Annotated in this window: 17 protein-coding genes; 6 read left to right on the top strand and 11 right to left on the bottom strand. The window is 70.8% G+C overall.

What is annotated here, in order from left to right; genetic code table 11:
* Position 1: 1 nt before the first annotated feature.
* Positions 2 to 997 (bottom strand): AAA family ATPase, encoded by a 996-nt coding sequence (locus P0D77_RS03850; RefSeq protein ID WP_432764823.1) that lies wholly within the window; start codon positions 995 to 997, stop codon positions 2 to 4.
* Between the two features lie 346 nt (positions 998 to 1,343).
* Between P0D77_RS03850 and P0D77_RS03845 the strand changes: the two genes are divergently transcribed.
* The 3 genes from P0D77_RS03845 (at position 1,344) to mutL (ending at position 7,998) form a co-directional block, all read left to right on the top strand.
* The gene (locus P0D77_RS03845; RefSeq protein WP_277554861.1) at positions 1,344 to 3,533 is read left to right on the top strand and encodes a hypothetical protein; all 2,190 of its coding nucleotides are present in this window, start codon (positions 1,344 to 1,346) and stop codon (positions 3,531 to 3,533) included.
* A gap of 83 nt (positions 3,534 to 3,616) precedes the next feature.
* The gene (mutS, locus tag P0D77_RS03840) at positions 3,617 to 6,337 is read left to right on the top strand and encodes a DNA mismatch repair protein MutS (protein WP_277554860.1); all 2,721 of its coding nucleotides are present in this window, start codon (positions 3,617 to 3,619) and stop codon (positions 6,335 to 6,337) included.
* Positions 6,334 to 7,998, top strand: a complete 1,665-nt coding sequence (gene mutL / locus P0D77_RS03835) for a DNA mismatch repair endonuclease MutL (protein ID WP_277554859.1) — start codon at positions 6,334 to 6,336, stop codon at positions 7,996 to 7,998. Before mutS ends, mutL begins: the two co-directional genes overlap by 4 nt.
* Positions 7,999 to 8,023: 25 nt before the next feature.
* Here the strand turns inward: mutL and P0D77_RS03830 are convergent, their stop codons facing one another.
* A complete protein-coding gene (locus P0D77_RS03830; protein ID WP_277554858.1) occupies positions 8,024 to 8,350 on the bottom strand; it encodes a DUF7573 domain-containing protein in 327 nt (108 codons plus the stop codon).
* A gap of 35 nt (positions 8,351 to 8,385) precedes the next feature.
* Between P0D77_RS03830 and P0D77_RS03825 the strand changes: the two genes are divergently transcribed.
* The gene (locus P0D77_RS03825; RefSeq protein WP_277554857.1) at positions 8,386 to 8,631 is read left to right on the top strand and encodes a DUF8024 family protein; all 246 of its coding nucleotides are present in this window, start codon (positions 8,386 to 8,388) and stop codon (positions 8,629 to 8,631) included.
* 55 nt (positions 8,632 to 8,686) lie between these two features.
* Here P0D77_RS03825 and P0D77_RS03820 read toward each other — a convergent pair whose 3' ends face one another.
* Complete coding sequence (locus P0D77_RS03820) at positions 8,687 to 9,682, bottom strand: 5,10-methylenetetrahydromethanopterin reductase (protein WP_277555736.1); 996 nt, start codon at positions 9,680 to 9,682, stop codon at positions 8,687 to 8,689.
* Positions 9,683 to 9,704: 22 nt separating this feature from the next.
* Positions 9,705 to 10,460 carry a coenzyme F420-0:L-glutamate ligase gene (locus P0D77_RS03815; protein ID WP_277554856.1) on the bottom strand — a complete coding sequence of 252 codons (756 nt, stop codon included), beginning with the start codon at positions 10,458 to 10,460 and terminating at the stop codon, positions 9,705 to 9,707.
* A gap of 126 nt (positions 10,461 to 10,586) precedes the next feature.
* Between P0D77_RS03815 and P0D77_RS03810 the strand changes: the two genes are divergently transcribed.
* A complete protein-coding gene (locus P0D77_RS03810) occupies positions 10,587 to 11,867 on the top strand; it encodes an eIF2B alpha/beta/delta subunit family protein (protein WP_277554855.1) in 1,281 nt (426 codons plus the stop codon).
* A gap of 231 nt (positions 11,868 to 12,098) precedes the next feature.
* On the opposite strand, the gene P0D77_RS03805 is transcribed toward P0D77_RS03810, so the two are convergent.
* Positions 12,099 to 13,319 (bottom strand): threonine synthase, encoded by a 1,221-nt coding sequence (locus P0D77_RS03805; protein ID WP_277554854.1) that lies wholly within the window; start codon positions 13,317 to 13,319, stop codon positions 12,099 to 12,101.
* Positions 13,320 to 13,396: 77 nt separating this feature from the next.
* A complete protein-coding gene (locus P0D77_RS03800; RefSeq protein WP_277554853.1) occupies positions 13,397 to 14,164 on the bottom strand; it encodes a DUF6517 family protein in 768 nt (255 codons plus the stop codon).
* Between the two features lie 138 nt (positions 14,165 to 14,302).
* Here P0D77_RS03800 and P0D77_RS03795 point away from each other — a divergent pair, with 138 nt between their 5' ends.
* Positions 14,303 to 15,268, top strand: coding sequence for a DUF5787 family protein (locus tag P0D77_RS03795; protein ID WP_277554852.1), 966 nt, complete (start codon positions 14,303 to 14,305; stop codon positions 15,266 to 15,268).
* A gap of 3 nt (positions 15,269 to 15,271) precedes the next feature.
* Here the strand turns inward: P0D77_RS03795 and P0D77_RS03790 are convergent, their stop codons facing one another.
* The 5 genes from P0D77_RS03790 to P0D77_RS03770 form a co-directional block, all read right to left on the bottom strand.
* Complete coding sequence (locus tag P0D77_RS03790) at positions 15,272 to 16,744, bottom strand: aryl-sulfate sulfotransferase (RefSeq protein WP_277554851.1); 1,473 nt, start codon at positions 16,742 to 16,744, stop codon at positions 15,272 to 15,274.
* On the bottom strand, positions 16,741 to 18,117 hold the full coding sequence (locus P0D77_RS03785; protein ID WP_277554850.1) for a PQQ-dependent sugar dehydrogenase: 1,377 nt from the start codon (positions 18,115 to 18,117) through the stop codon (positions 16,741 to 16,743). Before P0D77_RS03785 ends, P0D77_RS03790 begins: the two co-directional genes overlap by 4 nt.
* Positions 18,118 to 18,190: 73 nt before the next feature.
* Complete coding sequence (locus P0D77_RS03780; RefSeq protein WP_277554849.1) at positions 18,191 to 19,363, bottom strand: ABC transporter permease; 1,173 nt, start codon at positions 19,361 to 19,363, stop codon at positions 18,191 to 18,193.
* Entirely contained in the window at positions 19,356 to 20,180 is an 825-nt protein-coding gene (locus tag P0D77_RS03775) for an ABC transporter ATP-binding protein (protein ID WP_277554848.1), read from the bottom strand. Before P0D77_RS03775 ends, P0D77_RS03780 begins: the two co-directional genes overlap by 8 nt.
* Positions 20,177 to 21,781: a CARDB domain-containing protein gene (locus P0D77_RS03770; RefSeq protein WP_277554847.1), complete on the bottom strand. Its 1,605-nt coding sequence runs from the start codon at positions 21,779 to 21,781 to the stop codon at positions 20,177 to 20,179. The genes P0D77_RS03775 and P0D77_RS03770 overlap by 4 nt, the downstream gene beginning before the upstream one ends.
* Positions 21,782 to 21,831 lie beyond the last annotated feature (50 nt).

The following is a 21,831-nucleotide window of genomic DNA, read 5'->3' as shown; positions in this document are numbered from 1 at the left end:
ACTACTCGACTGTCACCGACGAGAGGGCGTCTTCGACCACGTCGAGGCCGGACTCGCTCCCGGTGCGGGGGCGCACACGGTGGGCGAACACGGAGGCGACCTCCGTCTGCACGTCGTCGGGGACGACGTAGTCGCGACCTTCGAGGACGGCGCGGGCCTGTGAGGCGCGCACGAGGGCGATGCTGCCGCGGGGGCTGACGCCGAGTTGGGCGTGTTCGCGGGTGTAGGTGGCGAGGTCGGTGACGTAGTCGCGGACGGGTTCGGAGACGGCCACCTCGCCGACAGTCTCGCGGGCGCGCCGCAGTTCCTCGGTGGTCGCCACCGCCTCCAACGACTCGATGGGGTGTTCACCGGCGGTGCGGGCGAGCATCTCCGACTCGTCGGCGTGGTCGGGGTAGCCCAAGCGGAGTTTCTTCATGAAGCGGTCGATCTCTGCGAGAGGGAGTTCGTACGTCCGCCCCGGTTCCACGTCGTTCTGGGTCGCGATGACGGTGAAGGGGTTCGGAAGTTCTCTGGTGACGCCGTCGACGGTTACCTGTTGCTCCTCCATCGCCTCCAACAGGGCCGACTGGGTCTTCGGCGGCGCACGGTTGATCTCGTCGCCGAGGACGATGTTCGCGAAGACGGGACCGGGTCTGAACTCGAACTCGCCGGACTTCTGGTTGTACACGTTGATGCCGGTCACGTCCGACGGCAGGAGGTCGGGCGTGAACTGGACGCGCTTGAACTCGCAGTCGACGGACTTCGCGAGCGACCGCGCCAGCATCGTCTTGCCGACGCCGGGGACGTCTTCCAGCAGGAGGTGGCCGCGGGCGAGTACCGTCACGAGGATGTGCTCGACGGCGGCGTCGTTGCCGACGATGACCGTCGCGACGTTGTCGGCGACGCGGTCGACGAGGTCGGAGGCCTCGCCGACGGGCAACGGCGTGCGGTCCTCGGAGACGGCCTCCGCCTCCGCGTCGACGTCGGATTCGGCCTCGGTTTCGGCGTCGCTCACGCGTGCCACACCCCGCAGGCGAGAGAATACACCCGGCAGCGGGCTGTCTGGGTGTCGTTCACAACCCACGTCACGAACCCGACGGACCTAACTCTGCCGCCCGTGGTCACTTCACACACCGAACCGCGCGCGAACGTGGCGCGACGAACACCGTCTCCAGATCGCTACCGGACGCTCGTCGCCGATATAGACGCCTCCGGAGCGAACCCGTTGGTTTCGGGTGGAACGTGCGGCCGTTGGCGGCGCGGCGGCGGCCGAGCGTGTCAGCCGCACAACTGGTAGACCGCACGACGGAGAAAGGGTTACGTACCTCCCATCGGGACAGATACCCGATTCGAGACGAGCAATGTCGAGACGATCACGCGGAGCGTACGGAGAGGGGTTCGTCGAACGTGCCGTCGAGGCCGTCGACCGAGGAGAGGCGGCGCTCGACGGCGACGCAGATGTACCCGCGGTAGCGGCCGCGCTGTCGGAGACGCTGTTCGGTGACGTCCTCGGCTACGACGCCGACGCCTACGAAGTCGACGAGCGAGTGGTCCGTTTTCGCGGCGACGACGGCGCGGTCGTGGTCACGTTCGCGGCGGCCGGGCGCGGCGAGACAGACGTTGGCGCAGCGGTCGTCGCGGCGTTCGAGGCCGCCGCCGATGCGCCGTACGTCCAGTACGTCGTCGCGGGCGGCGTCGACCGCCTGCTCGTGTTCGAGCGACTGGGCGCAGAGGCCGCCGCAGAGGCCGCGGAGGCCGAAGACGTTCGGTCTGTCGCCGGCGTCGACGCGACGCTACACACGGAGATACCGATGGCCGAGGTCATCGCCGCCGGGCGGGAGGGACCGCTCTCGCAGACGCTCCGGCCCGGTCAACAGATCGCCGTCGCGAAACTCACGGCGTTGCGCGCGGTGGACCTGTCGGCGGCCGACCGCTACGAGACGTTCGACACGCCCGAGCGTCGGACCGTCGCCGACGACGACGGGTTGGAGACACTGGTGGGGACGCTCCGAGACTGTGTCACCGACCTGCTCACACCCGCCGTCGCCGACACACAGGAACGTCTCGCCGAGGAGATTTCGGGGTTCGACGACCGCGCCGAGGAACTGCGCGACGAGGTCGCGGCCGCCCGTCGTGGCGACGGCGACGAGACGGACACCGGTCCCGCGCGACGGCGACTGCTAGCCCACGAGCGTGTACACGTCGACGCACGAACCCTCAGAGCCGCGTACGGGACGTGGGTCCGCGGGGCCGGGCGCACCGGCTTCACGCCGTCGGAGAACCGCCGTGCGTTCGCCCGCGTCGTCGCGTTCCAGTTGGTAGAGGAGGTGCTCGTCGTCCGGGCGCTGTCGGGTGCAGACCTACTCGACGAGACGCTCACCGGCGACGCCGTCGAGCGGTTCGAGTCGGCCGCCGAGCAACTGGGCGTCGACCGCGACGCGGGTGACTTGCTGACGTTGGCCCGCGAGCGAGTTACGGCGGTGTACGACCGCCGTGCCCCGGACCTCGCCGAGTGGGCACTCGACGACGAGGGCGTGGCCGAGGCGCTCTCGCGGACGGTGTGGTATCTGGACCACTTCTCGTTCGACGCCGACCCCGAGCGAGCGGCCGCCGCCTACGACCGACTGCTCGCGGTCGTCGACCCGCCCGGCCTCGACGTAGCGGGCGCGAGCGACGCCGACGGCAGTGACGACGACCCCCTCCCCACGGCACTCCTCGACAGCGCGGGCTACACAGCCGACGCCGACATCGACGCCGCCGACGCAGACCTGTTGGACCCTGCCGTCGGAGACGGGCGATACCTACTCGCGGCCACCGACCGTCTGCGCGAGCGACTGGCCGACGCAGACCCGAGCGAGCGGCTTCGGGCCGTTCACGAGCGACTGACCGGCGCGAGTCCCGACCCGCTGGCGTGTCGCGTGACGGAGACGCGCCTGCTCCTCCGACTGCTCGGCGACTACCGCGACGCGCGGTGGGAGGACGGCGACTACACGCTGGCGTCGCTGCCCGTGTACTGTACCGACCCGCTCGTTCGGAGCCACGACCCGGAGCCACTCGCCCGCGATGACTACGGCTTCGTGGTCGGCGCACCGCCGACGACGCTCCGGCGCGACGTAGCCGAGGGGCCGCTGAGCGAGTCGTACGCCGACTACGAGACGGCCCACTACACCTACGACACCTCCGCGCTGTACGTTGAGCGGGCGAGCGAGTGGCTGGCGGAGAACGGCACGCTCGCGCTCCGCGTGGCGGGCCGGTTCCGCGACACCCGCTTCGGGACCCGCCTGCGCGAGCGCCTGCCGCAGTGGTACCGACTGGAGGAACTGCGCGAGGTGGATGGCGTCGCCGCCGGCGGCACGCCCGTCCTTCTCGTCGCCCGACGCTTCCGCAAGAACGAGTCGCTGGTCGACCCCGGCGAGTACGATCCACCGACGTACGGCTTCGCGTACGCCGAGCGTCTCGACGCCGAGAGCGTCCGGCGGTCGTCGACGCGGCTGACTCCGGATCACTGGGACTGGGACGCCGACGGCGACGACGCAGACTTCGCGTTCTGATTCGAGCGAAGCGCCCATAGTTCGGTCCGACCGAACGCGGGCGAAACCCTTTCGCCGCTCGCCGGCCCCCCGTCGAACAAGCAATGGTGACGGGAGCGCCGGCGACGATGCGACAGCGCCGCGAGGAGTTGACGCCGATGCTCGCCCAGTACGTCGACGTGGCCGAGGCGTACGACGACTGCGTCGTCCTGTTTCGCGTCGGCGACTTCTACAAGGCCTTCTGCGAGGCCGCCGACGAAGTGGCCCGCATCTGTGAACTCACCCGCATCGAGCGTGAGGACTCCACCGGCACCTACACCGCCTGCGGCGTCCCCGTCGACAACGCGCCGAAGTACCTCAGCCGTCTCCTCGACGCCGACTACCGCGTCGCCGTCGCCGACCAGGTGGAGGACCCTGAGGAGGCGTCCGGCCTCGTCGACCGCGCGGTGACGCAGGTACTTACTCCCGGTACCGTCGTCGAGGAGGAACTGCTGACCGAGGGATCGAACACCTACGTCGCGTGCGTCGCTCGCGGGGAGGGTGACGAGTCCGACGACGGCGCGAGCGACGGTACTGGCGACGACTCCACCTACGGCCTCGCGTACGTCGACGTCTCCACCGGCGAGTGCGCCGTCACCGCCGGTGACGCCGCCGCCGTCGACGAGGAACTCGCACGGGTCGCACCCGCGGAACTCCTGACCGGCCCCGACGTATCCTCCGAAGTCGTCGACGGCGTCGACTGTATGACGACCGCCCGCGATCCGGACAGCTTCGCGCCCGACGCCGCCCGCGACCGCCTCGCCGCCTACGCCGACCCCAACCGCTTCGACCCGAGCGAGCGAGTCGCGGCGGGGGCGCTGCTCGCGTACGCCGAGTACACGCAGGGCGACGACGGTCCCCTGGGCTACGTCCAGCGCGTCCGCCGGTACGACCCCCGGCGCTCGCTTCGCCTCGACGCGACTGCGTTGCGAGGGCTGGAACTGTTCGAGAATCACGTCGGCTCCGGGCGCACGCTGTTCGAGACGATAGACGAGACGCGGTCGGCGCTCGGGCGACGACGCCTGCGGGCGTGGCTCCGGCGACCGCTCGTGGAACAGGAGCGGATCGAGGCCCGACACGACGCGGTCGCGGCGTTCACCGAGCGAACGTTGGTCCGCGAGGACGTGCGTGCGGCGCTGTCGGCCGCCTACGACCTCGAACGCCTCGCCGGTCGCGTGTCGCGCGGGCGGGCAAACGCCCGCGACCTCCGCTCACTCCACGACACTCTCGCGGCCGTACCTGAGATTCGGGAGGCACTCGACGGAGTCGACGCGCTGGCGGGTCTTCGCGACGATCTGGACCCCCTCGCTGACCTCCGAGAGACTATCGACGCCGCCGTCGTCGAGGACCCGCCCCAGGAGATAACCGAGGGCGGGGTGATCCGCGCGGGCTACGACGCGGACCTCGACGACGTGCGCGAGACGGCGCGCGAGGGCCGCGAGTGGGTCGCCAATCTGGAGGCAGGCGAGCGTGAGCGCACCGGAATCGACAATCTGGAGGTCGGCTACAATCAGGTCCACGGCTACTACATCGAGGTGACGAACGGGCAGTTGGACAAGGTGCCCGACGACTACACCCGCCGGCAGACGCTAAAGAACTCCGAGCGGTTCTACACGCCCGAACTGAAGCGCCGCGAGGACGAGATCCTCGGCGCGGAGGAGCGAGCGGACGCGATGGAGTACGAGTTGTTCGTCGACCTGCGCGAGACGGTCGCCGCCGACTCCGACCGCATCGCAGCGCTGGCGGACGCCATCGCCCGCGTGGACGCGCTGGCGGCGCTGGCGACCGTCGCCGTCGACCGCGACTACGTCCGCCCGGAGATGGGCGCTGACGGCCTCCACCTGACCCGATCGCGGCACCCGGTCGTCGAGGAGACGGCCGCCGAGTTCGTGCCCAACGACGCCGCCCTCCCACGGGGCACTGTCGCGGTCGTCACGGGGCCGAATATGAGCGGGAAGTCGACGTACATGCGGCAGGTCGCACTCGCAGTCGTTCTCGCGCAGGCGGGGTCGTTCGTCCCCGCCGACTCTGCCCGCCTGCCGGTCGTCGACCGGGTGTTCACCCGCGTCGGCGCGAGCGACGACATCGCGGGCGGCGAATCGACGTTCATGCGCGAGATGCGCGAACTCACCGACGTCCTCCACGACGCCACGCCCGACTCGCTGGTGCTCCTCGACGAGGTGGGCCGCGGGACGGCGACCACGGACGGCCGAGCCATCGCCCGCGCCGCCGTCGAGTTCCTCCACGACGAGGCGGGCGCGACCACGCTGTTCGCGACCCACTATCACGGTCTCACGGACCTGGCCGACGAGTACGACCGCGTGGTGAACCGCCACTTCGCGGCGACCGAACGCGACGGCGAGGTGACGTTCCTCCACCGAATCCGCGGGGGGCCTGCCTCCTCGTCGTACGGCGTCGAGGTGGCGCAGTTGGCCGGCATCCCCGAGTCGGTCGTCGCGCGGGCACACGACCTCGTGGACGCGGACCGCGACGCCGTGGCGGTGACGGACGGCGACGACGGCGGGAACGCCGACTCGACGCCCCAGCGGACGCTCGACGAGGTGGCAACGAACGGGCACACCGACCCCGACGACCGCGCCGTCGCGAACGCCGACACTCGCGAAGTCGACGACGCAGTCACCGCCCTCCTCGCGGATCTGCGCAACCTGTCGCTGGCGGAGACGACGCCCCTAGAGGCGTTGAACGTGCTTCACGACCTCCAACAGCGTGCGGAGGAAGCAGGGAGTGGGACCGACACCGCCGGCGACGCGGGTGAGCGACCGTGACCCGCGAGGTCCGCGAACTCTCGCAGGCGACCGTCGAACGCATCGCCGCCGGCGAGGTCGTCACCCGTCCGGCCCGCGTCGTCGCGGAGTTGGTCGAGAACGCCCTCGACGCCGACGCCGACCGCGTCGAGGTGGCGGTTGCGGGCGACGGCACCGAACGCATCCGCGTCTCCGACGACGGCCACGGAATGGCTCGCGCAGACGCCGTCCGCGCGGTCGACCCGCACACGACCAGCAAGATACGTGCGGCCGACGACCTGACGGCGGCGACGACGCTCGGCTTCCGCGGAGAGGCGCTCTCGGCCGTCGCCGACGCGGGCACGCTCGAACTGATGACGAACGACGGCGGCGACGTGGGGACCCGCGTGACTGTCGGGGACGGCGAGAAGACCGTCTCGGACGCAGGCCGCGCCCGAGGCACGACCGTCACCGTCACCGACCTGTTCGGCGACCGCCCGGCCCGCAAGGAGTCGCTGGCGTCGCCCGCGCGGGAGTTCGGGCGCGTCTCCGAACTCCTGACGGCGTACGCGCTGGCCGCGCCTGCGGTCGCGTTCTCGCTGACCCACGACGGCCGCGAGACGCTGTCGACGCCCGGAACGGGAACGCAGGACGTGCTGGTGGCGCTGTACGGCCGCGAGACGGGCGGCGAGTCGACGGCGTTCAGTCACCGCGTCGGCGTCGACCTCGCGGGTCGTTCCGCAGACCTCGCGGTCGAGGGCCGCCTCTGTTATCCTTCGACGACGCGCGCGAGTCGTGACCACGTCCACGTCGCCGTCAACGGTCGCCCGGTCGACAACGACGACCTCCGCAAGGCGGTGTCGCGAGCGTACGGTAGTCTCCTGCCCGGTGACCGAGAACCCGTCGCGGCCGTCCGTCTCGACCTCCCGCCGTGGGCCGTCGACGCGAACGTCCACCCGGCGAAGGCGCGCGTCGTCGTCCGCGGCGGCGATGCGGTCGCCGAGGCGGTCGAGACGGGCGTCCGGGAAGCGCTGACGACGGCGGACCTCCGGCGGTCGGGCGAGGTGGCGATGGATCTGGACTCGTCGCTCGCGCCAGTCGAGGGCACAGAGTCGGACTTCGCGGAGGTATCCGTCCTCGGCGTCTTTCGCGACCTGTACATCGTCTGCGAGGCGGGCGACGACCTCCTCGTCGTCGACCAGCACGCGGCCCACGAGCGCGTGAGCTTCGAGCGTCTGCGGGCGTCGCTGGCTGAGGAAGGCGTTCCCAGCGCGGACCTCGACCCCGCAGAGACGGTGACGCTCGACCCGCCGACGGCCGCCGCTGTCGAGGCGTATCGCGAGGAACTGGCGGAACTGGGGTTCGCTGTCGACTCGTTTGGTGGGAGCATATATCGCGTCACCGCGGTTCCCGCACCGTTAGGCCGAGTTGCAGACGCCGCGGCGCTCCGAGAGGTGGCGACCGCGCTTCGCGAGTCGGGCGGGCGCGGCGGCGCGGGCACGCTTCGCGACGACCTGCTCGCCGATTTGGCGTGCCATCCGTCGCTGAAGGCGGGCGACGACCTCGACCGCGAGACGGCGACCAGACTCGTCGAACGACTCGGCGAGTGCGACCAGCCGTACGCTTGCCCACACGGGCGGCCGACGGTGCTGTCGCTGGCGGCGGAGACGCTGGCGGCGGGATTCGAGCGCGACGGACGCTGATCCGGTCGGTTCTGCCGTTCGTTACTCACCACTCCTTACAGCCGGGACAGACGTAGCCCGCGTCGTCGCGCCAGCGTCGCGTCACCGTCTCGCCGCAGACGGCGCAGGGCGCGCCTTCGGGCGTGTGGTCGAGCGTCGCCTCGACGGGGTCGACGTCGGCGGGCGACACCTGCGGGCCGTCGACGGTATCGTCGCCATCGGCGGGAGCGGTGGCGTCCGCGGCCGTATCAGCGTCGGTGTCCGAGTCGGCGTCGTCCAGCGAGCGGTCTTCGGGCACGTCCGCGGCGAGGGCCGCGGCGGGGTTAACTCCAACGAGCGCACCCCCCGAGCGCCGGCGAACGCGCCGACACATCAACGCTCAAGTCCCCGCGGGGCCGAGCGACGCGTATGGTAACCGTCATCGACTTCATCACCGAGTTGGTCACCAGCGCCATCGACCTCATCGTCATCTTCGTCACCGAGGTCGCGCTTCGGGACCCGCTGGCGTTCGTCTCGTTCCTGTTCGGCGCGCTGTTCGTCGGCGGTGCGTCGGCCGTCCTCGGCTACCTCGCGCTGGGCGCACTTGGCTACGAGTTCGGCATCGGCGACCCCGCACGCAAGGCGCGGTTCGAGGGGCCGCCGGAGCAGCAGTAGCGCGCCGAGAACAGTCGAGAACCGCGTTCTTCCGTTCTCGTGATTCGAGCGACGGCTACTCCGTCGCCTGCGTCGCCCGCGTCGCCGCCTCGGCCGCGAGTTCGATCGCCGCGTCCAGGTCCGGGCCGAGCGGCGACCCCACGACCAGCGAATCCGCGTGTTCCAGCACCGCTGCCATTCGGTCGGCGACGGTGTCGGCGTCGCCGGCCATACAGAAGGCGTCGACCATCGCGGGCGTCACCGTCTCGAACGCCTCGGAGAACTCGCCCGCGGAGATGTGGTCGCCGATGGTCGCCGCGCGGTCGGCGTCGATGCCGTGGCGTTGGAGCACGGGCGGGGCGGCGCCAGCGGTGATGAACGCCACCGGCGGCCGGGCGGCCTCCCGCGCCGCCTCGGCGTCGGCGGCGACGCTGACGGCAGCGTACGCCGCGAGGTCGAACGCGCCGCGCGAGTCTGGGCGGTCCGATTTCCCCTGTTCGACCTGTTCGCGTGCCCACGCGAGGTCGTCGGGGTGAGAACCGTTGAACAGGAGGCCGTCGGCGTGTTTGCCCGCCATCCGGCACATATGCGGCCCCTCGCCGCCGACGTACACCGGGATGTCCGCGCCCTGCGGCGGTTCGTAGTTGAGGCCCGCGTCGGCGGCGTCGAACGTCGACCCGCCGTCGACACGCTTGCCTGCCCACAGTTTCTGTGCGGTCTTGAACGCCTCAAGCACCGGGCGGAGGCCGCGGTCGTCGCCGAGGCCGAGGTTGCGCAGCGTCGAGGGGTCGCCGGGGCCGACGCCGAAGACGGCGCGGCCGCCGCTGGCCTCGTCGAGCGTCGCCACCTTCGAGGCGAGCGTCACCGGGTGGAACTCCAGCGGGTTGACGACGCCGGGACCGAGACGCACCTCGTCGGTCGCGGCGGCCAACTGCGAGAGCACCGAGAAGGCGTCGCGGTTGTTGTAGTGGTGGGAGACGAACAGCGAGTCGAAGCCCGCATCCGCCGCAGTCGTGCCCAACTCCACCATTCGATCGACCGGGTGCTCGGGCGCGAGTTCGATGCCGATCATCGGGTCCGGTTGGTCGCCGTCGTCACGCATCGAACGACCACCCCCGGAGCGCCTGCCGGACAAAGTCGCCCTCGACGTCGCGGAAGTGCGCGTCGCTCTCGGCGTGGTCGCCCCACTCGAAGTCACGGACGACGACCACGGGGTTCCCGCCGTCGCCTTCGCCGGCGACGAGGTTCGCGGCCGCGGCGAGTTCGTCGACGACGTTCTCGACGGTGACGCCGAGTTCGCGGCCGTCGCGGTCGGCCTCGCCGCGCCAGTCGCGGGCGGGCGACATCCCCGCCCAGCCGATAGCGACGCCACGTTGCCCGTGGCGGAACGGGCGCCCGCAGGTGTCGGTGACGATGACTCGGTCCGCGGGGAGTTCGGCGCGGATGCGCTCGGCGGACTCCGAGGGCCGCTTCGGGAGCAAGAGCAGGTCGTCGTCGGGAACGTTCGAGCGGTCGATACCGGCGTTGACGCCGATGTGCCCGAATCGCGTCTCGGTCAACAGGAACGGAGCGTCCATCAGCAGTTCCGTCGACTCCTCCAGCACCGCTTGCGCGAATCGCGGGTCCTTCTCGTCACCAGAGATGTCCGAGAGGTGGGCGGCGATCTCCCGCGCACGAGGGCTCGCCGGAAACTCCGCGAGGTCGAACGCGCGACCCTCGGCTTTCGAGACGACCGTCGAGGCGACACACACTACGTCGTCGGGTCGGAGGTCGACCCGGTCGCGGATGAGCGCCGCGAGGTCGTCCCCCTCCCGAATCTCGGGGAGGTCAGGGACGGCGAATAGGTCCATACCGAGCCTGCGGCCGTCACGCGCAAAAACGCGCCGATGGTGGTACTCGTATCCGGTGTCTCGGGTCGTCGCGAGCGCGAATACGACCGCCGACACGCCGAAGTCGCCCGCGAGCGACCGAGGCGTATGGCACACGTCGTCACCGCCTTCTGCCGCAACGGCACGGATGTCCTCCTCGTGCGCCGCAGTGACGCCGTCGGTACGTACGCGGGTCGCTGGGGCGGCATCTCGGGGTACGTCGAGGGTGACACCGGCGACCCCCTCGACGATGCGCGACGAGAGGTCCGCGAGGAGACGGGTATCGACCCGGCGTCTCTCACGCTCGTTCGACGTGGCGACCCGATCGCTGTCGACGACGCTGAGGGTGCGTTCACTGTCCACCCGTTCCTGTTCGACTGCACGACGCGGACGGTGACGCCGAACGAGGAACTCGTCGAGACGGAGTGGGTCCAGCCGACGGCGATGCTGGATCGCGAGACGGTGCCGCGGCTGTGGGAGACGTACCGCGCGGTCGGGCCGACCGTCGAGACGGTCACGAGCGACCGGACGCACGGCTCGTCGTACGTCTCGATCCGGGCGTTGGAGGTGCTTCGCGACGAGGCGGCGTCGCTGTCCGCGTCGCGGTCGGCCGCTGAGAGCGACGTCGACGACGACTGGGACCGACTAGCAGAGGTCGCTCGCACGCTTCGGGGCGCACGACCTGGGATGACCGCGCTGGCAACGCGCGTGAATCGGGTCCTCGCGGAGGCCGACCGGACGGCCGTAGCGGTCCGTGACCGAGCGATCCGTGCAGTCGTGGACGCGGCCACCGCCGACGACCGGGCCGCACGAGCGGCCGTGCGCGAACTCGCGGGGGACGACGGCCCGACCGCGGTGCTCACCCTGTCGCGGTCGGAGACGGTCGCGACGGCGCTCGCAACACTCGACGGCCCCATCTTCGTCGCGGAATCAGCGCCGGGCGGCGAGGGGCGCAACGTGGCTGCGTCGCTGGCGGCGGAAGCGGAACGTGAGGTGACGCTGCTTCCCGATTCCGCGGTCGCGTCGCTGCTAGCCGAGGGCCGGGTCGACGCGGCGCTCGTCGGCGCGGACGCGGTGCTGGCCGACGGGAGCGTCGCGAACAAGGTCGGGACGCGAACGCTGGCCTTGGTCGCAGCAGACGCGGACGTTCCTGTCTACGTCGTCACCGCCCGCGACAAGGTCGCGCCGACCGAGGAGTTCCACCCCGAGCAGGCGGCGTTCGACGCGCCGGCGGGAGTAGAGACGTACGCGCCGCTGTTCGACCGCACGCACGCGGACGGGGTGACGGTCGTCACCGAAGACGGCCCACTCGACGCCGAGGCGTGCCGTGAGGTAGCCGAGCGCCACCGTCGGCTTGCTGCGTGGGACGACGACGATGGGAAGGAGTGATACGCGCCGACCGGATACACTCGACCGGGCGGCCGTGACGAGGGTTACCCCCACCGAGCCCCGTGTGACGAGGGATTCACCCGAGCCGCCCGATTCCTGAGACCCCGCGAGCGACGCGAGCAGTTGGGCTGACACAGTGGGGACGAACTGGCCCGCTTACATCGGAGCGACTGGTCCCGGTTCGATACAAGAAGGTTCGCACGGACCACCGCTGCTGGGATGTCGCGTCGACTACTCCGCCGCCTCGTCCTCGCGTGCGCCAAGGTGACTGCGAAGCGTGTCGACGTCTTTGTTCCCCGCGCCGGTGTTGAGGAGAACGACCGTGTCGTCGGCGCCGAGTTCCCCGCGCGCCGCGAGTTCGAACGCACCTGACACCGCGGAGGCACACGTCGCGCCGACTTCGATCCCCTCGGTTCGTGCGACTTCGATGGCGGCGTCGAGGATGGCCTCGTCGCTGGTGGCGACCGCGCCGCCACCCGACTCTTCGATGGCGTCGAGGATCCACGGTGACGCACCCGGGTCGGGGACAGCGATACCGTTGCAGGCGGTGGTGATGTCTTCCCACGCCTCGTGTCGTTCGGCCCCCTCCTCGTACGCGCGGACGACGGGCGCACACCCCTCCGCCTGCGCGGCGTACATACCTGGCAGACCGTCGGTGAGGCCGAGTGCCTCGAACTCCGTGGCGGCCTTGTGCATCCCGATGAGGCCGACGCCGCCACCCGTCGGGTACACGACCGCGTCGGGCACGTTCCAGTCGAGTTGCTCGATGGTCTCGAACGCCATCGTCTTCTTCACGTCGTGGCGGTACGGCGTCACGAACGTCTTGGTCGAGTACCAGCCCTCGGTCGCGCCCTCGTTGCCGTCGGCCATCGCGTCGGCGTACTCCGCGCCGGCGTCGGTAATCTCTCCCTTCGCAATCTGAAGGTCGCCGCCGTGAACCTCCGTCATCGCCTTCTGCGTGAAGCCGGCGCGGTCGGGGAGGAACACGTGCGAGTCGAGGCCCGCGCGGGCGGCGTAGGCGGCGGCGGCCTGTCCGGCGTTGCCGGCGCTGTTGAGCGCGATAGCCTCGGCTCCGTGTTCGACCGCCGCCGTCACCGCGCCCGTCTGCCCGCGGTCTTTGAACGTTCCCGTCGGGTTGCGACCCTCGTCTTTGATGTACACCGCGCCGACGCCCATCCGGTCAGCAAGCGTGGGACACTCGACCAGCGGCGTCGCACCTTCGCCCATCGAGACGGCGACCTCGCGGGGGAACGGGAGCAGTTCCTCGTAGCGCCACAGCGAGTCGAACGGGCGCGACTCGAACGTCTCGCGGGAGACGTCGACAGCGTCCAGATCGTACTCGGGGTCAGTGATCCCGCCGCAGTCAGGACAAGCGTGGGTCACCTCGGCGGGGTCGTGGTGAGCGCCGCAGTCGATACAGCGCAACGCGTCGAAAGCCTCGGTCGTTCGCATACCCGCCGCGTCGGACGGGGCCGACTAACCGCTTGTGTATCCGGCGGTCTGGGTGCTGGTCGTGTGCCCGCTATCGATCACTCCACGCGCTTGAGGAGGCCGGTAACCTCCTCCTCGTAGACTTCGGGTTCAAGGCCCAGGTCGATGTCGACGGAGACGGTGATGGCCTCCGAGAGTTCCTTCTCGACGCTGCGCGCGAAGTTCTCGGCGGGGTACGCGCCGCCCGAGAGGAACAGGCCGCCGTCGTGGACCCACGTTGCAAGTTTCCCGCCGACGTCGATGCTGCCGCCTTCGATCTGAAGCGTGTCGCCGCGCACGTCGAAGGAGAACGACTCGAACTCGAAGGCGGCGCTGTACTCGGTGAGCGACGCCTCCTCGCCCGTCTCGACGCTGATCGTTCCCGCCTCACTCGCGGAGACGTCCGTCAGCCCCGCCGACTCCAACTGCGCGGTGAACTGCTCGCTCGCGAGACCCGCGGCGCGGGCGGCCAGTTCCTCGCGTGCGGACTCCACCGGTACGTCCGCGAGGTTCGGCGTGAAGGCGATGCGGGCGGCGAAGAAGTTCGAGAGCGCCCCGTCGACCGCGTCGAGCGTCTTGTCGCTCACGTCGGCGCGGAGTGCGGCGTCGTCGAACACGCGTGAGACGGCCGTCGCTGACACGTCCGTCCCCGCGACCGTCCGCGAGAACACCTCCTCGGTGTTCGCGGCGGTGCGTTCCCATCCCCCCTCTTCGAGTCGTTGCTGCGGGAGTTCCGGCGGGCGAACCGTCCCTGAGGCGGTCCCGCACCCAGCCAGTCCCGCGACGCCGGCGGCGGCCACGCCGGCGAGGAATCGTCGTCGATCCATACCCGACGCACTGCGTGTGTGGGTCAAAAGCCCGTCGCCGTAGGTATCAGGCCGGATAGCTACGGATTCGTCAGCTGGCTCGCACGCGAGCGCCGCCGGCGTGGGAGGGCTTTTGCCCGTTCGGTCCTCTCCTCCGCTATGGAGTTCGCGTTCGAGTTGGCGCTGTGTGCCCACCTCGAACGGGCGACCGACTGGGTGCTCGCGCGGCAGTTGGGCGGCGCTGTCGCCGCCCCCGGAAGCCGCGTCGTCGACGTGGTCGGCGTCGTCCCCGGCCCCAACTTCGACGGCCGCACACGGATCACCGACCGGACCATCCCACCCGCCGTCGTCGAGGCCGACATCGGCGTCGGTGAGTCGGTGCCCGTCACTCGCGCGTTCGACACCCGCCCCGACCGCGCCCGCGGCCTCGCCGACGCGGGCGTCGACTGCGGCTTCCTGGTCGAAGAGCGTCGCGGCGGCACCCGATGCGTGCGCCGGGCGACGCGCTACCCGGACGACTGGGTCGGCGAACTCGTCGCCATCGAGAACAAACCCGACCTCGGGCGGCCGGGCGACCTCCGGCGGCAACTCCGGGTCGACGCCAGTCTCGCCCTGTTCGACCAGGTCGTCCTCGCGACCGAGAGCCACGTCACCGGCGCGCACCTGAACCGCATCCCCGAGGCGGTCGGCGTCTGGCGGTTCGACCCCGAGACGGGCGACCGCGAGGTGGTCCGGGAAGCGGGGACGCTCGACGCCGACGACTGGGGCGTAGAGCCGCTGGACGAGTACCCCGGTCGGACGGATATCGCCGTCGTGAGTCCCGCAGCGAAGGTTCACAAGCGCCGCCGAATCGCCGAGCGTGCGTACGGGAAGGGGTGGAGAACGTACGAGTTCCCCGGCTGTGGTAACTGCGTCGCCGACGCGGACGGGCGGCCGTACTGCGAACACTTCGGCCGCGTCGTCGACCCCGCGAGCGCCTGCGCGGAGTCGTGTGCGGGGTTCGAGGCGGCGGACCCGGCGGCCGACGAGGGCGAGGCCGCCAGTCTCCGCGCCGAGCGGACGCCGTGGGTGCGTGATCCGCCCGGCGTCGGCAGTCGACAGGCCGGACTCGACCGCTTCGGCTGATCTTCAGTCCCGTCGCCGCACCGCCAACACCGCCACCAGCACCAGCGCCGCCAGCGCGACGCCGATTCCGAAGCCGGGGACGTCGATGCTGGAGTCGTCGGGCACCGTCGTCCACGCTCGACTCGTCGTGTCGGCGCCGTCGCCCGCGCCGCCGGCGTCACCGCTCGTGTCGCCAGCGGTTCCCGTCTCCGTATCGGTCAGGCTCCCGCCCGTACCCCACTGCTCGTCGTCGGCGATGAGTCGGGTTCGATCGATGCCGGTGAGGTACTCGTAACACGCCTCGATGTCGCTGGTCTCGAAGTCCGCACTCCCCGTCATCTCGTGGGTTCCGGTCGCGCCCACCTGTCGCGTAGTCGGGCCGTCGGAGCCTCGGTCCGTGCCGATGCGTTCGGCGTCGTACGGCTGCCACGGCGTGTACACCTCCCAGACGACCTTCCCGCGGGGCGTCACTTCGAGGACACGGTGGCCGCGTCGGTCGGTGACGAGCGTGTTGCCGTTCGGGAGGCGGTCGGCGTCACGGGGTTCGTGGAGGCCGCCGCCTCGGAGCACCCACGTCCGCTCCCACCCGCCGTCGTCGGTGCGGGCGTACTCCGCGACGCGGTCGTTCTCGGAGTCGGCGACGAGGACGGTCGCCGTGCCGTCCTCACCCTCGATGAAGTCCGGGTTGTGCTGTTCGTCGAGGATGTCGTAGTCGTCGTCGCTCCCGAGCGTCCACTTCACTTCCTTCGTCGCGCGGTCGATAGCGATGACCTGGTCGAAGTTGCGGACGGAGACGAGGAACGTGCCGTTCCCGATGGGGTCGACGTCGTTCACGTGGGTCCAGTCTTTCGCGTAGGGGCCGCCGCCGTCGCGCGGGAACTGGTCGGTGTGGTTGTCGAAGCGCCACTCCCAGACGATGCCCGACTCGTTGTATACCACCACGCGGTTGCGCTCGTCGCCCTTGTCGACGGTGACGAACTCGCCGTCGCCGAGGTAGTCGACGTCGTGGGCGTCCTCGACGTTCTGGAGCCGGCGGACGTCGGTGTGCTCGCCGGTGACGGGGTCGACCCGTTCGACGACGGTGATGCCGGGTTCGGTGGTGGCGAGGAGGAGGTCGCCATTCGGCAGGGGGTCCACGTCGTACTGCCACCAGCGCCCGGCGGCGGAGTCGTTGTGGACGCCGCGGATGGATCCGTCGGGCGCGACGCCGAGCAGCAGCGACGCCGTCTTCTCGCCGGCGCGGGCGCCCTGAATCGTCACGAGCGTCGTCGACGACGGCTCGCGTTCGACGGTGCCGACGCAGGGGTTCGGTGCGTCCGTCTGTGCGAACGGTGACCCTGCAGAACCGACGGCGGAGGTACCGGGGCTGACCGCCACGCTCCCCGCACCGCCCGCGGCGACGACCGCGGGTGCGACCGCAGCGACGACGAGCAACAGCGCCGCGAGCGCCGCCAGCGACCCGGGTCCGGTCGGCAACGACGACCCGCGCCGACTCATTCGCTCGCCTCCAGTCGCACGAGGACGTCGTGGTTCTCCTTCGGGAACTGCTCGGTCGAGCGCCCGTCGCGGTTGGAGGTGACGAGGTACAGTTCGCCGTCGGTCCCCTGTTCGACGTGCCGGATGCGCCCGAGTTCGTTCCGCAAGACGGGGTGGGCCGTGGCGGTGTACGTGTCGTCTAGCCAGTCGGCGTCGAAGCGGCGACCCGTCTCGCCCAGCGGCGGCACCTCGGCATCAGGCGGCGACAGCGTCAGGACGACCAACTGCTGACTGCCGAGGCCACCGATCAGCATCCGATTGTGCCACGACGGGACGGCGTCGCCGGTGTAGAACAGCGACCCAGTCGGTGCCCAAGTCGACCCGAGCGTGTTCGCCAGCGGCGGGCGAACGTCGCTGTCGGCGCCGAGTGCGGAGTAGTCGTCTGCGGTCCGCGTCTCTGGCCACCCGTAGAAGCCGCCGGCGACGAGGCGGTTCACCTCGTCGCGGCCGCCGGGCCCGTGTTCGCTGAGAACGGGCGTGCCGTCGGGGAGGAAGACGAGACCCTGCGGGTTGCGGTGGCCGTACGTGAACACGCGCGGGTCACCGCCGTCGATGTCCGGGTTGTCGGGCGCTGGCTCACCGTTGACGGTGACTCGGAGGACGGACCCAGGCAGTGCGCCGGGGTCGGCCGCGAGTTCACCGCTTCCGGCGTCGCCGGTCGTGACCCAGAGGGAGCCCTCAGGGCCGAAGGTGAGGCGCCCGCCGTTGTGGAAGCGGTTGGCGGGGATGTCGGCGACGACGGGGCGTTCGGTGGCTGCGGGGTCGTCCGCCGAGAGGTCGAACCGCGAGACGCGGTTCACCTTCCCGTCGTCGACGCTGGCGGTGTAGTAGACGTACAGCACCTCTACATCGGGGTAGTCGGGGTGGACCGCGACGCCGAGGGTGCCACCTTCGCCGCCCTTCACCCACCACTGCTGTTGCTTCGGCGTCGCGGGGATGGAGCCAGCGTCGATGGCATCCTCGGGTGCGAAGACGGTGTCCACGTCGCCGTCGGAGAAGCGATTGACGCGGCCGACTCGCTCGGTAACGAACAGGTCGCCGTTGCTCGCGACGGAGATGTCCCACGGCACTTCGAGGTTCTCGACGAGGACGGTTCGCTCCACGTCGCTCGTCGGCGCGTCTGTCGGTGCAGTCCACTGGCTGGGCGTGAACGAGGCGTCCGGTTCAGGAACGGGCGTTAGCTCCGGCGTCGGCGTGCCTGCGGGCGTCGACTCGGAGCCCCCAGTGATCGCGGTCGCGCCGCCGGCGTCGGCCCGGGGAAAGCCGCTACACCCGGCGAACAGCGTCGTCCCGACGGCGGCGAGCGCCCGCCTGCGGGACCAGTATCTCGACATAGACACACCTGACGACACCGCCCGCAAGTGTCTTCGGGTTCTGTTCGTCGCGGGACCACCGCGTGAAGCCGACCTACCCCCGGAGCGACTCCACGGGTGGCTCCCACGCCGCCCGGTACGCGGGGTACAGGCCCCCGACGAGCGCCACCGTCACGCCGAATGCGAAGGCGCCGAGGCCCACGAGGGCGTTCGTCGGGACGAGCACCGCGTCGAGGGGGAGGTCGGTGTTGAGCGCGACCGCGATCACACCGACGGTGCCGAGAAGCACGCCGAGTGCGCCGCCGCCGACCCCCAGCAAGGTCGCCTCGACGAGCAGCGTTCGCAACACCTGGTCGCGGTGGATGCCGACCGCGCGGAGGACCCCGATCTCACCGCGTCGTTCGGAGACGGTCATCAGCATCACGTTGAAGATGGACACGCCCGCGACGATGAGCGAGACGCCCGCGACGGCGAGGAGGAAGCCGTTGAGCAGGGCGAAGAACTCCGTGATCTGATCGAGGACACTCGTCAGCGAGAACACCGACACGCGGCGCTCGCGGCCGTTCAACTGCTCGCGCACCTCACTCGCGACCGCGTCGGCGTCGCCCCCGGAGTTGGCCTGCACGACCACCTGCGAGAAGCCCTGCTGGGCGAACTCGCCCGGCGGGAGGACGACCGCCGAATCCGCCCGGAGCGGCGTGATACTCGACTGCTCGGGGAGGACCGCGACGACGCGGTAGGTGTTGCCCTCGATGGTGACGGTCGACCCCTCGCGGAGGTCGAGCGCTCCGGCCACGTCCGCGCCGACGAGCGCTCCCTGCCGGTGGTAGTCGGGGACGCCCGGCGCGTCACCGAACAGCGCCCGTGGGTTCGTCGTGCCGTATATCTGCGCGACGGTCTGCCCGCCGGACCCCGAGACGGTCGCACCGGCCGACTTCAGTCGGATCACCTCGCCGCGGCCCGCCGCCGCTCGCTCGATAGCCGCGAGGTCGCGCCCGTTGAGTGTGTCCGCGTCCGTCTCGGGCGCGGGACTGATGATCACTTGGTTGCCGAGGCCGCCGAGTTCCTCGGTGGCGGCGGTCTGGAGGGCGGTCCCGAGCATCCCCAGCGAGACGACCGCGAACACGCCGATGACGATGCCGAGCGCCGCCAGTCCCGCCCGGAGGCGCTGGCGCGAGAGGTTCCGCCCGGCCAGCGAGACGGCCGGGAACCGGCGGCCGATAGCGTCGGCCCGGCGGCGAAGTGCCCGCGAGAGGCGTTCACGCATCGGTGAGTACCCCGTCGACGAGTTCGACGGTGCGGTCGGCGTACTCGGTCACGAGGTCGTCGTGCGTGACGGCGACGACGCCGACGCCCTCTCCTGCGATCCCTCTGATCTCTTCGAGGACGGCGACGCCGGTGTCGCGGTCGAGGTTGCCCGTGGGTTCGTCCGCGAGCAACACGTCGGGGTCGTTCACGAGGGCGCGTGCGATGGCGACGCGCTGTTTCTGCCCGCCGGAGAGTTCGTCGGGCGTGTGGTACAGACGGTCGCCGAGGCCGACCCGTTCGAGGAGGTCGATTGCGCGGTCGGTGTAGTCGTCGGGGAGGAACGCCGTCGGCAGGCGGACGTTCTCGACGGCCGAGAGAGTGGGAATGAGGTGGAAGTCCTGGAAGACGAAGCCGATGGTCTCCCGGCGCACGTCGGTCCGTTCGCGCTCGGAGCGTCCGGCAACGGGTGAGCCGTGGAGTTCGACGCGGCCCTCGGTCGGATCGTCGAGCAGTCCGAGGAGATTCAGCATCGTCGACTTGCCCGACCCCGAGGGGCCGATGACGGCGATGACCTCACCGGCCTCGACCGCGAAGTCGACGTTCGAGAGCGCGGTGACGGTGCCGCCACCGCCCTCATACCGTTTGGTGACGTTCACGAGTCGCAACGGCGGGACGCCCGCGGGTCGTCGAGAGGCGAGTTCGGCCGCGCCGACGCGAGCGTCGTGGGCGGAGTCGGCGGCACCGTTGGTCGCAGGGTCAGTGGAGTCCGCCTGCTCCGCGGCTTCCTCTCCGACGGACGCGAACGGCGCGTTCGCGTCGGCCGAGTCGCGACTCATCGGTACCGTCGGGCCAGTAGCCCGACCGCGACGGGGATGGAGAGGCCGAGTGCGAGGAGGACCGCACCGAGCGTGCCGAAGCCACCGAACGCGCCCAGCGGGCGGCCCCGCGCAGACTGCTCGGGCGGGAGCGGCACCTCGACGACGGTGGTGAGACGGTCGTCGCCGGTCGTGTACGTCACCTCGACGGGGACGGTCGTCGCGTTCGCGGTGTCGACGGCGGCGGTCACCCGGAAGGGGGCGAACTCGCTCGCGCCGACGGTCCCCACGAAGTAACTGCGCTGTGGGTACGCGGGCGCGACGAACTCGTCGGTGGCGACGCGGACGACGACGCCCGACACCTCGCCGCCGCCGACGTTGCCGAGGTTGCCCGCGATGGCGACCGTGCCGTCGTCGCGGACGGTGACGTTCAGTCCCGTGAGGTCGACCGCACCGCGGGCAGGCCGCACGTCGTAGACGGTCGCGGCCTCGCGTCGCTCGTCCGCCAGGTCGTACTCGGCGACGAAGCGGACGTCGCCGGCGGCCTCGACGTTCGCGAGGTCGACGGTGACGGTCGCGGCCTCGCCAGGCGACAGCGAGTCGGCGACGGCGACCCGGCCGATAGCCTCGACGACGGTGCCGTTGGCGTCCCGCGGGACGAGAACGACTCGCTCGATAGCGGCGTTGCCGAAGTTGGTCACGGTCACGTCGACGCGAGCGCCGTCGCTGGAGTCTTCGCCGCCCTCGCCGGTCGACGGCTGGAGTGCGCCGCCCCCACCGCCGCCGAGAATACCTGCGAGTCCTGCGGCGCCGCCGCCAGCGCCCGCCACGCCGCCGTCGCCGGTCGAGCGAGCGACGCGAACGCCCACGTCGGCGGCGAGTTCCTCGACGGAGACGGACTGCTCGGCGGTCACGCTGGCGCGCGTCCCGGCGGCGGTCGTGTAGTCGACGCGGACTGCAAGCGTCGCCTCACCCACCTCACTCGGGCGAACAGAGAGGTTCACCGTCTGACTCGCCCCCGCGTCGAGCGTGGCGATGGTGCGGCGAGTCCGCTCGCCGTCTGCTGGGTCGGCCGCCGAGACGGTGAGGTCGCGAAGCGCTGCGTTCGTCGGGTTCGAGACGGTCACTTCGACGCGCGAATCCGCGCCAGCGACGGCGCTGGGCGCGACGACCTCCACGAGCGGTGCGCCCTGTTCGACGACGAGCGAGAGCGGTCTGCTCGCAGACGCCGTCTCGTCGTCGCTGTCGGAGACAGTGGCGACGACGCGAAGGTCGTACGCGCCGGGATCAGCGATGGTGAGCGTGACGGGGACGGTCAGCGTCTCGCCCTGCGAGAGCGTACCGAGTCCCGTCGCCTCGCCGAGGACGGTGCCGTCAGCGTCGACGACGCGGACGCGGTCGAGATCGGCCGCGGAGGCGCTGCCGCCGGACAACCGGACGGTCGCCTCGACGGTGATGGGTGCGCCGGCGGTCGGCGTCGCGGGCGTGACAGTCGCGTCAGTGACGGCGACGCGGGCGTCGGGGACCGCGCCTGCGACGCCAACGAACGGGACGAGGACCGAGGTGACGAGGAGGAGGGCGACGAGGACTGTCGTTCCTCCACGGGCCGAACGAACGTTCAAGATAGCATACTTAGGAGTCGGAGCCGCAAATACCTTCGCCGGGGTGTAAG

It is taken from the genome of Halobaculum limi (assembly GCF_029490015.1).
In the GTDB taxonomy this organism is placed as follows: Archaea; Halobacteriota; Halobacteria; order Halobacteriales; family Haloferacaceae; genus Halobaculum; species Halobaculum limi.
The sequence above is the reverse complement of the archived record's forward strand: the minus strand, read 5'-3'. Positions and strand labels throughout refer to the sequence as shown.

Bases quoted from the DNA above. Each gene is read 5' to 3' on its own strand.
- P0D77_RS03805 (WP_277554854.1), bottom strand. From the start codon at position 13,319: ATGCGAACGACCGAGGCTTTCGACGCGTTGCGCTGTATCGACTGCGGC.
- mutS (WP_277554860.1), top strand. From the start codon at position 3,617: ATGGTGACGGGAGCGCCGGCGACGATGCGACAGCGCCGCGAGGAGTTG.
- P0D77_RS03845 (WP_277554861.1), top strand. From the start codon at position 1,344: ATGTCGAGACGATCACGCGGAGCGTACGGAGAGGGGTTCGTCGAACGT.
- P0D77_RS03790 (WP_277554851.1), bottom strand. From the start codon at position 16,744: ATGAGTCGGCGCGGGTCGTCGTTGCCGACCGGACCCGGGTCGCTGGCG.
- P0D77_RS03785 (WP_277554850.1), bottom strand. From the start codon at position 18,117: ATGTCGAGATACTGGTCCCGCAGGCGGGCGCTCGCCGCCGTCGGGACG.
- P0D77_RS03800 (WP_277554853.1), bottom strand. From the start codon at position 14,164: ATGGATCGACGACGATTCCTCGCCGGCGTGGCCGCCGCCGGCGTCGCG.
- P0D77_RS03830 (WP_277554858.1), bottom strand. From the start codon at position 8,350: ATGTGTCGGCGCGTTCGCCGGCGCTCGGGGGGTGCGCTCGTTGGAGTT.
- P0D77_RS03780 (WP_277554849.1), bottom strand. From the start codon at position 19,363: ATGCGTGAACGCCTCTCGCGGGCACTTCGCCGCCGGGCCGACGCTATC.
- P0D77_RS03795 (WP_277554852.1), top strand. From the start codon at position 14,303: ATGGAGTTCGCGTTCGAGTTGGCGCTGTGTGCCCACCTCGAACGGGCG.
- P0D77_RS03775 (WP_277554848.1), bottom strand. From the start codon at position 20,180: ATGAGTCGCGACTCGGCCGACGCGAACGCGCCGTTCGCGTCCGTCGGA.
- P0D77_RS03820 (WP_277555736.1), bottom strand. From the start codon at position 9,682: ATGATCGGCATCGAACTCGCGCCCGAGCACCCGGTCGATCGAATGGTG.
- P0D77_RS03810 (WP_277554855.1), top strand. From the start codon at position 10,587: ATGGCACACGTCGTCACCGCCTTCTGCCGCAACGGCACGGATGTCCTC.
- P0D77_RS03825 (WP_277554857.1), top strand. From the start codon at position 8,386: ATGGTAACCGTCATCGACTTCATCACCGAGTTGGTCACCAGCGCCATC.
- P0D77_RS03815 (WP_277554856.1), bottom strand. From the start codon at position 10,460: ATGGACCTATTCGCCGTCCCTGACCTCCCCGAGATTCGGGAGGGGGAC.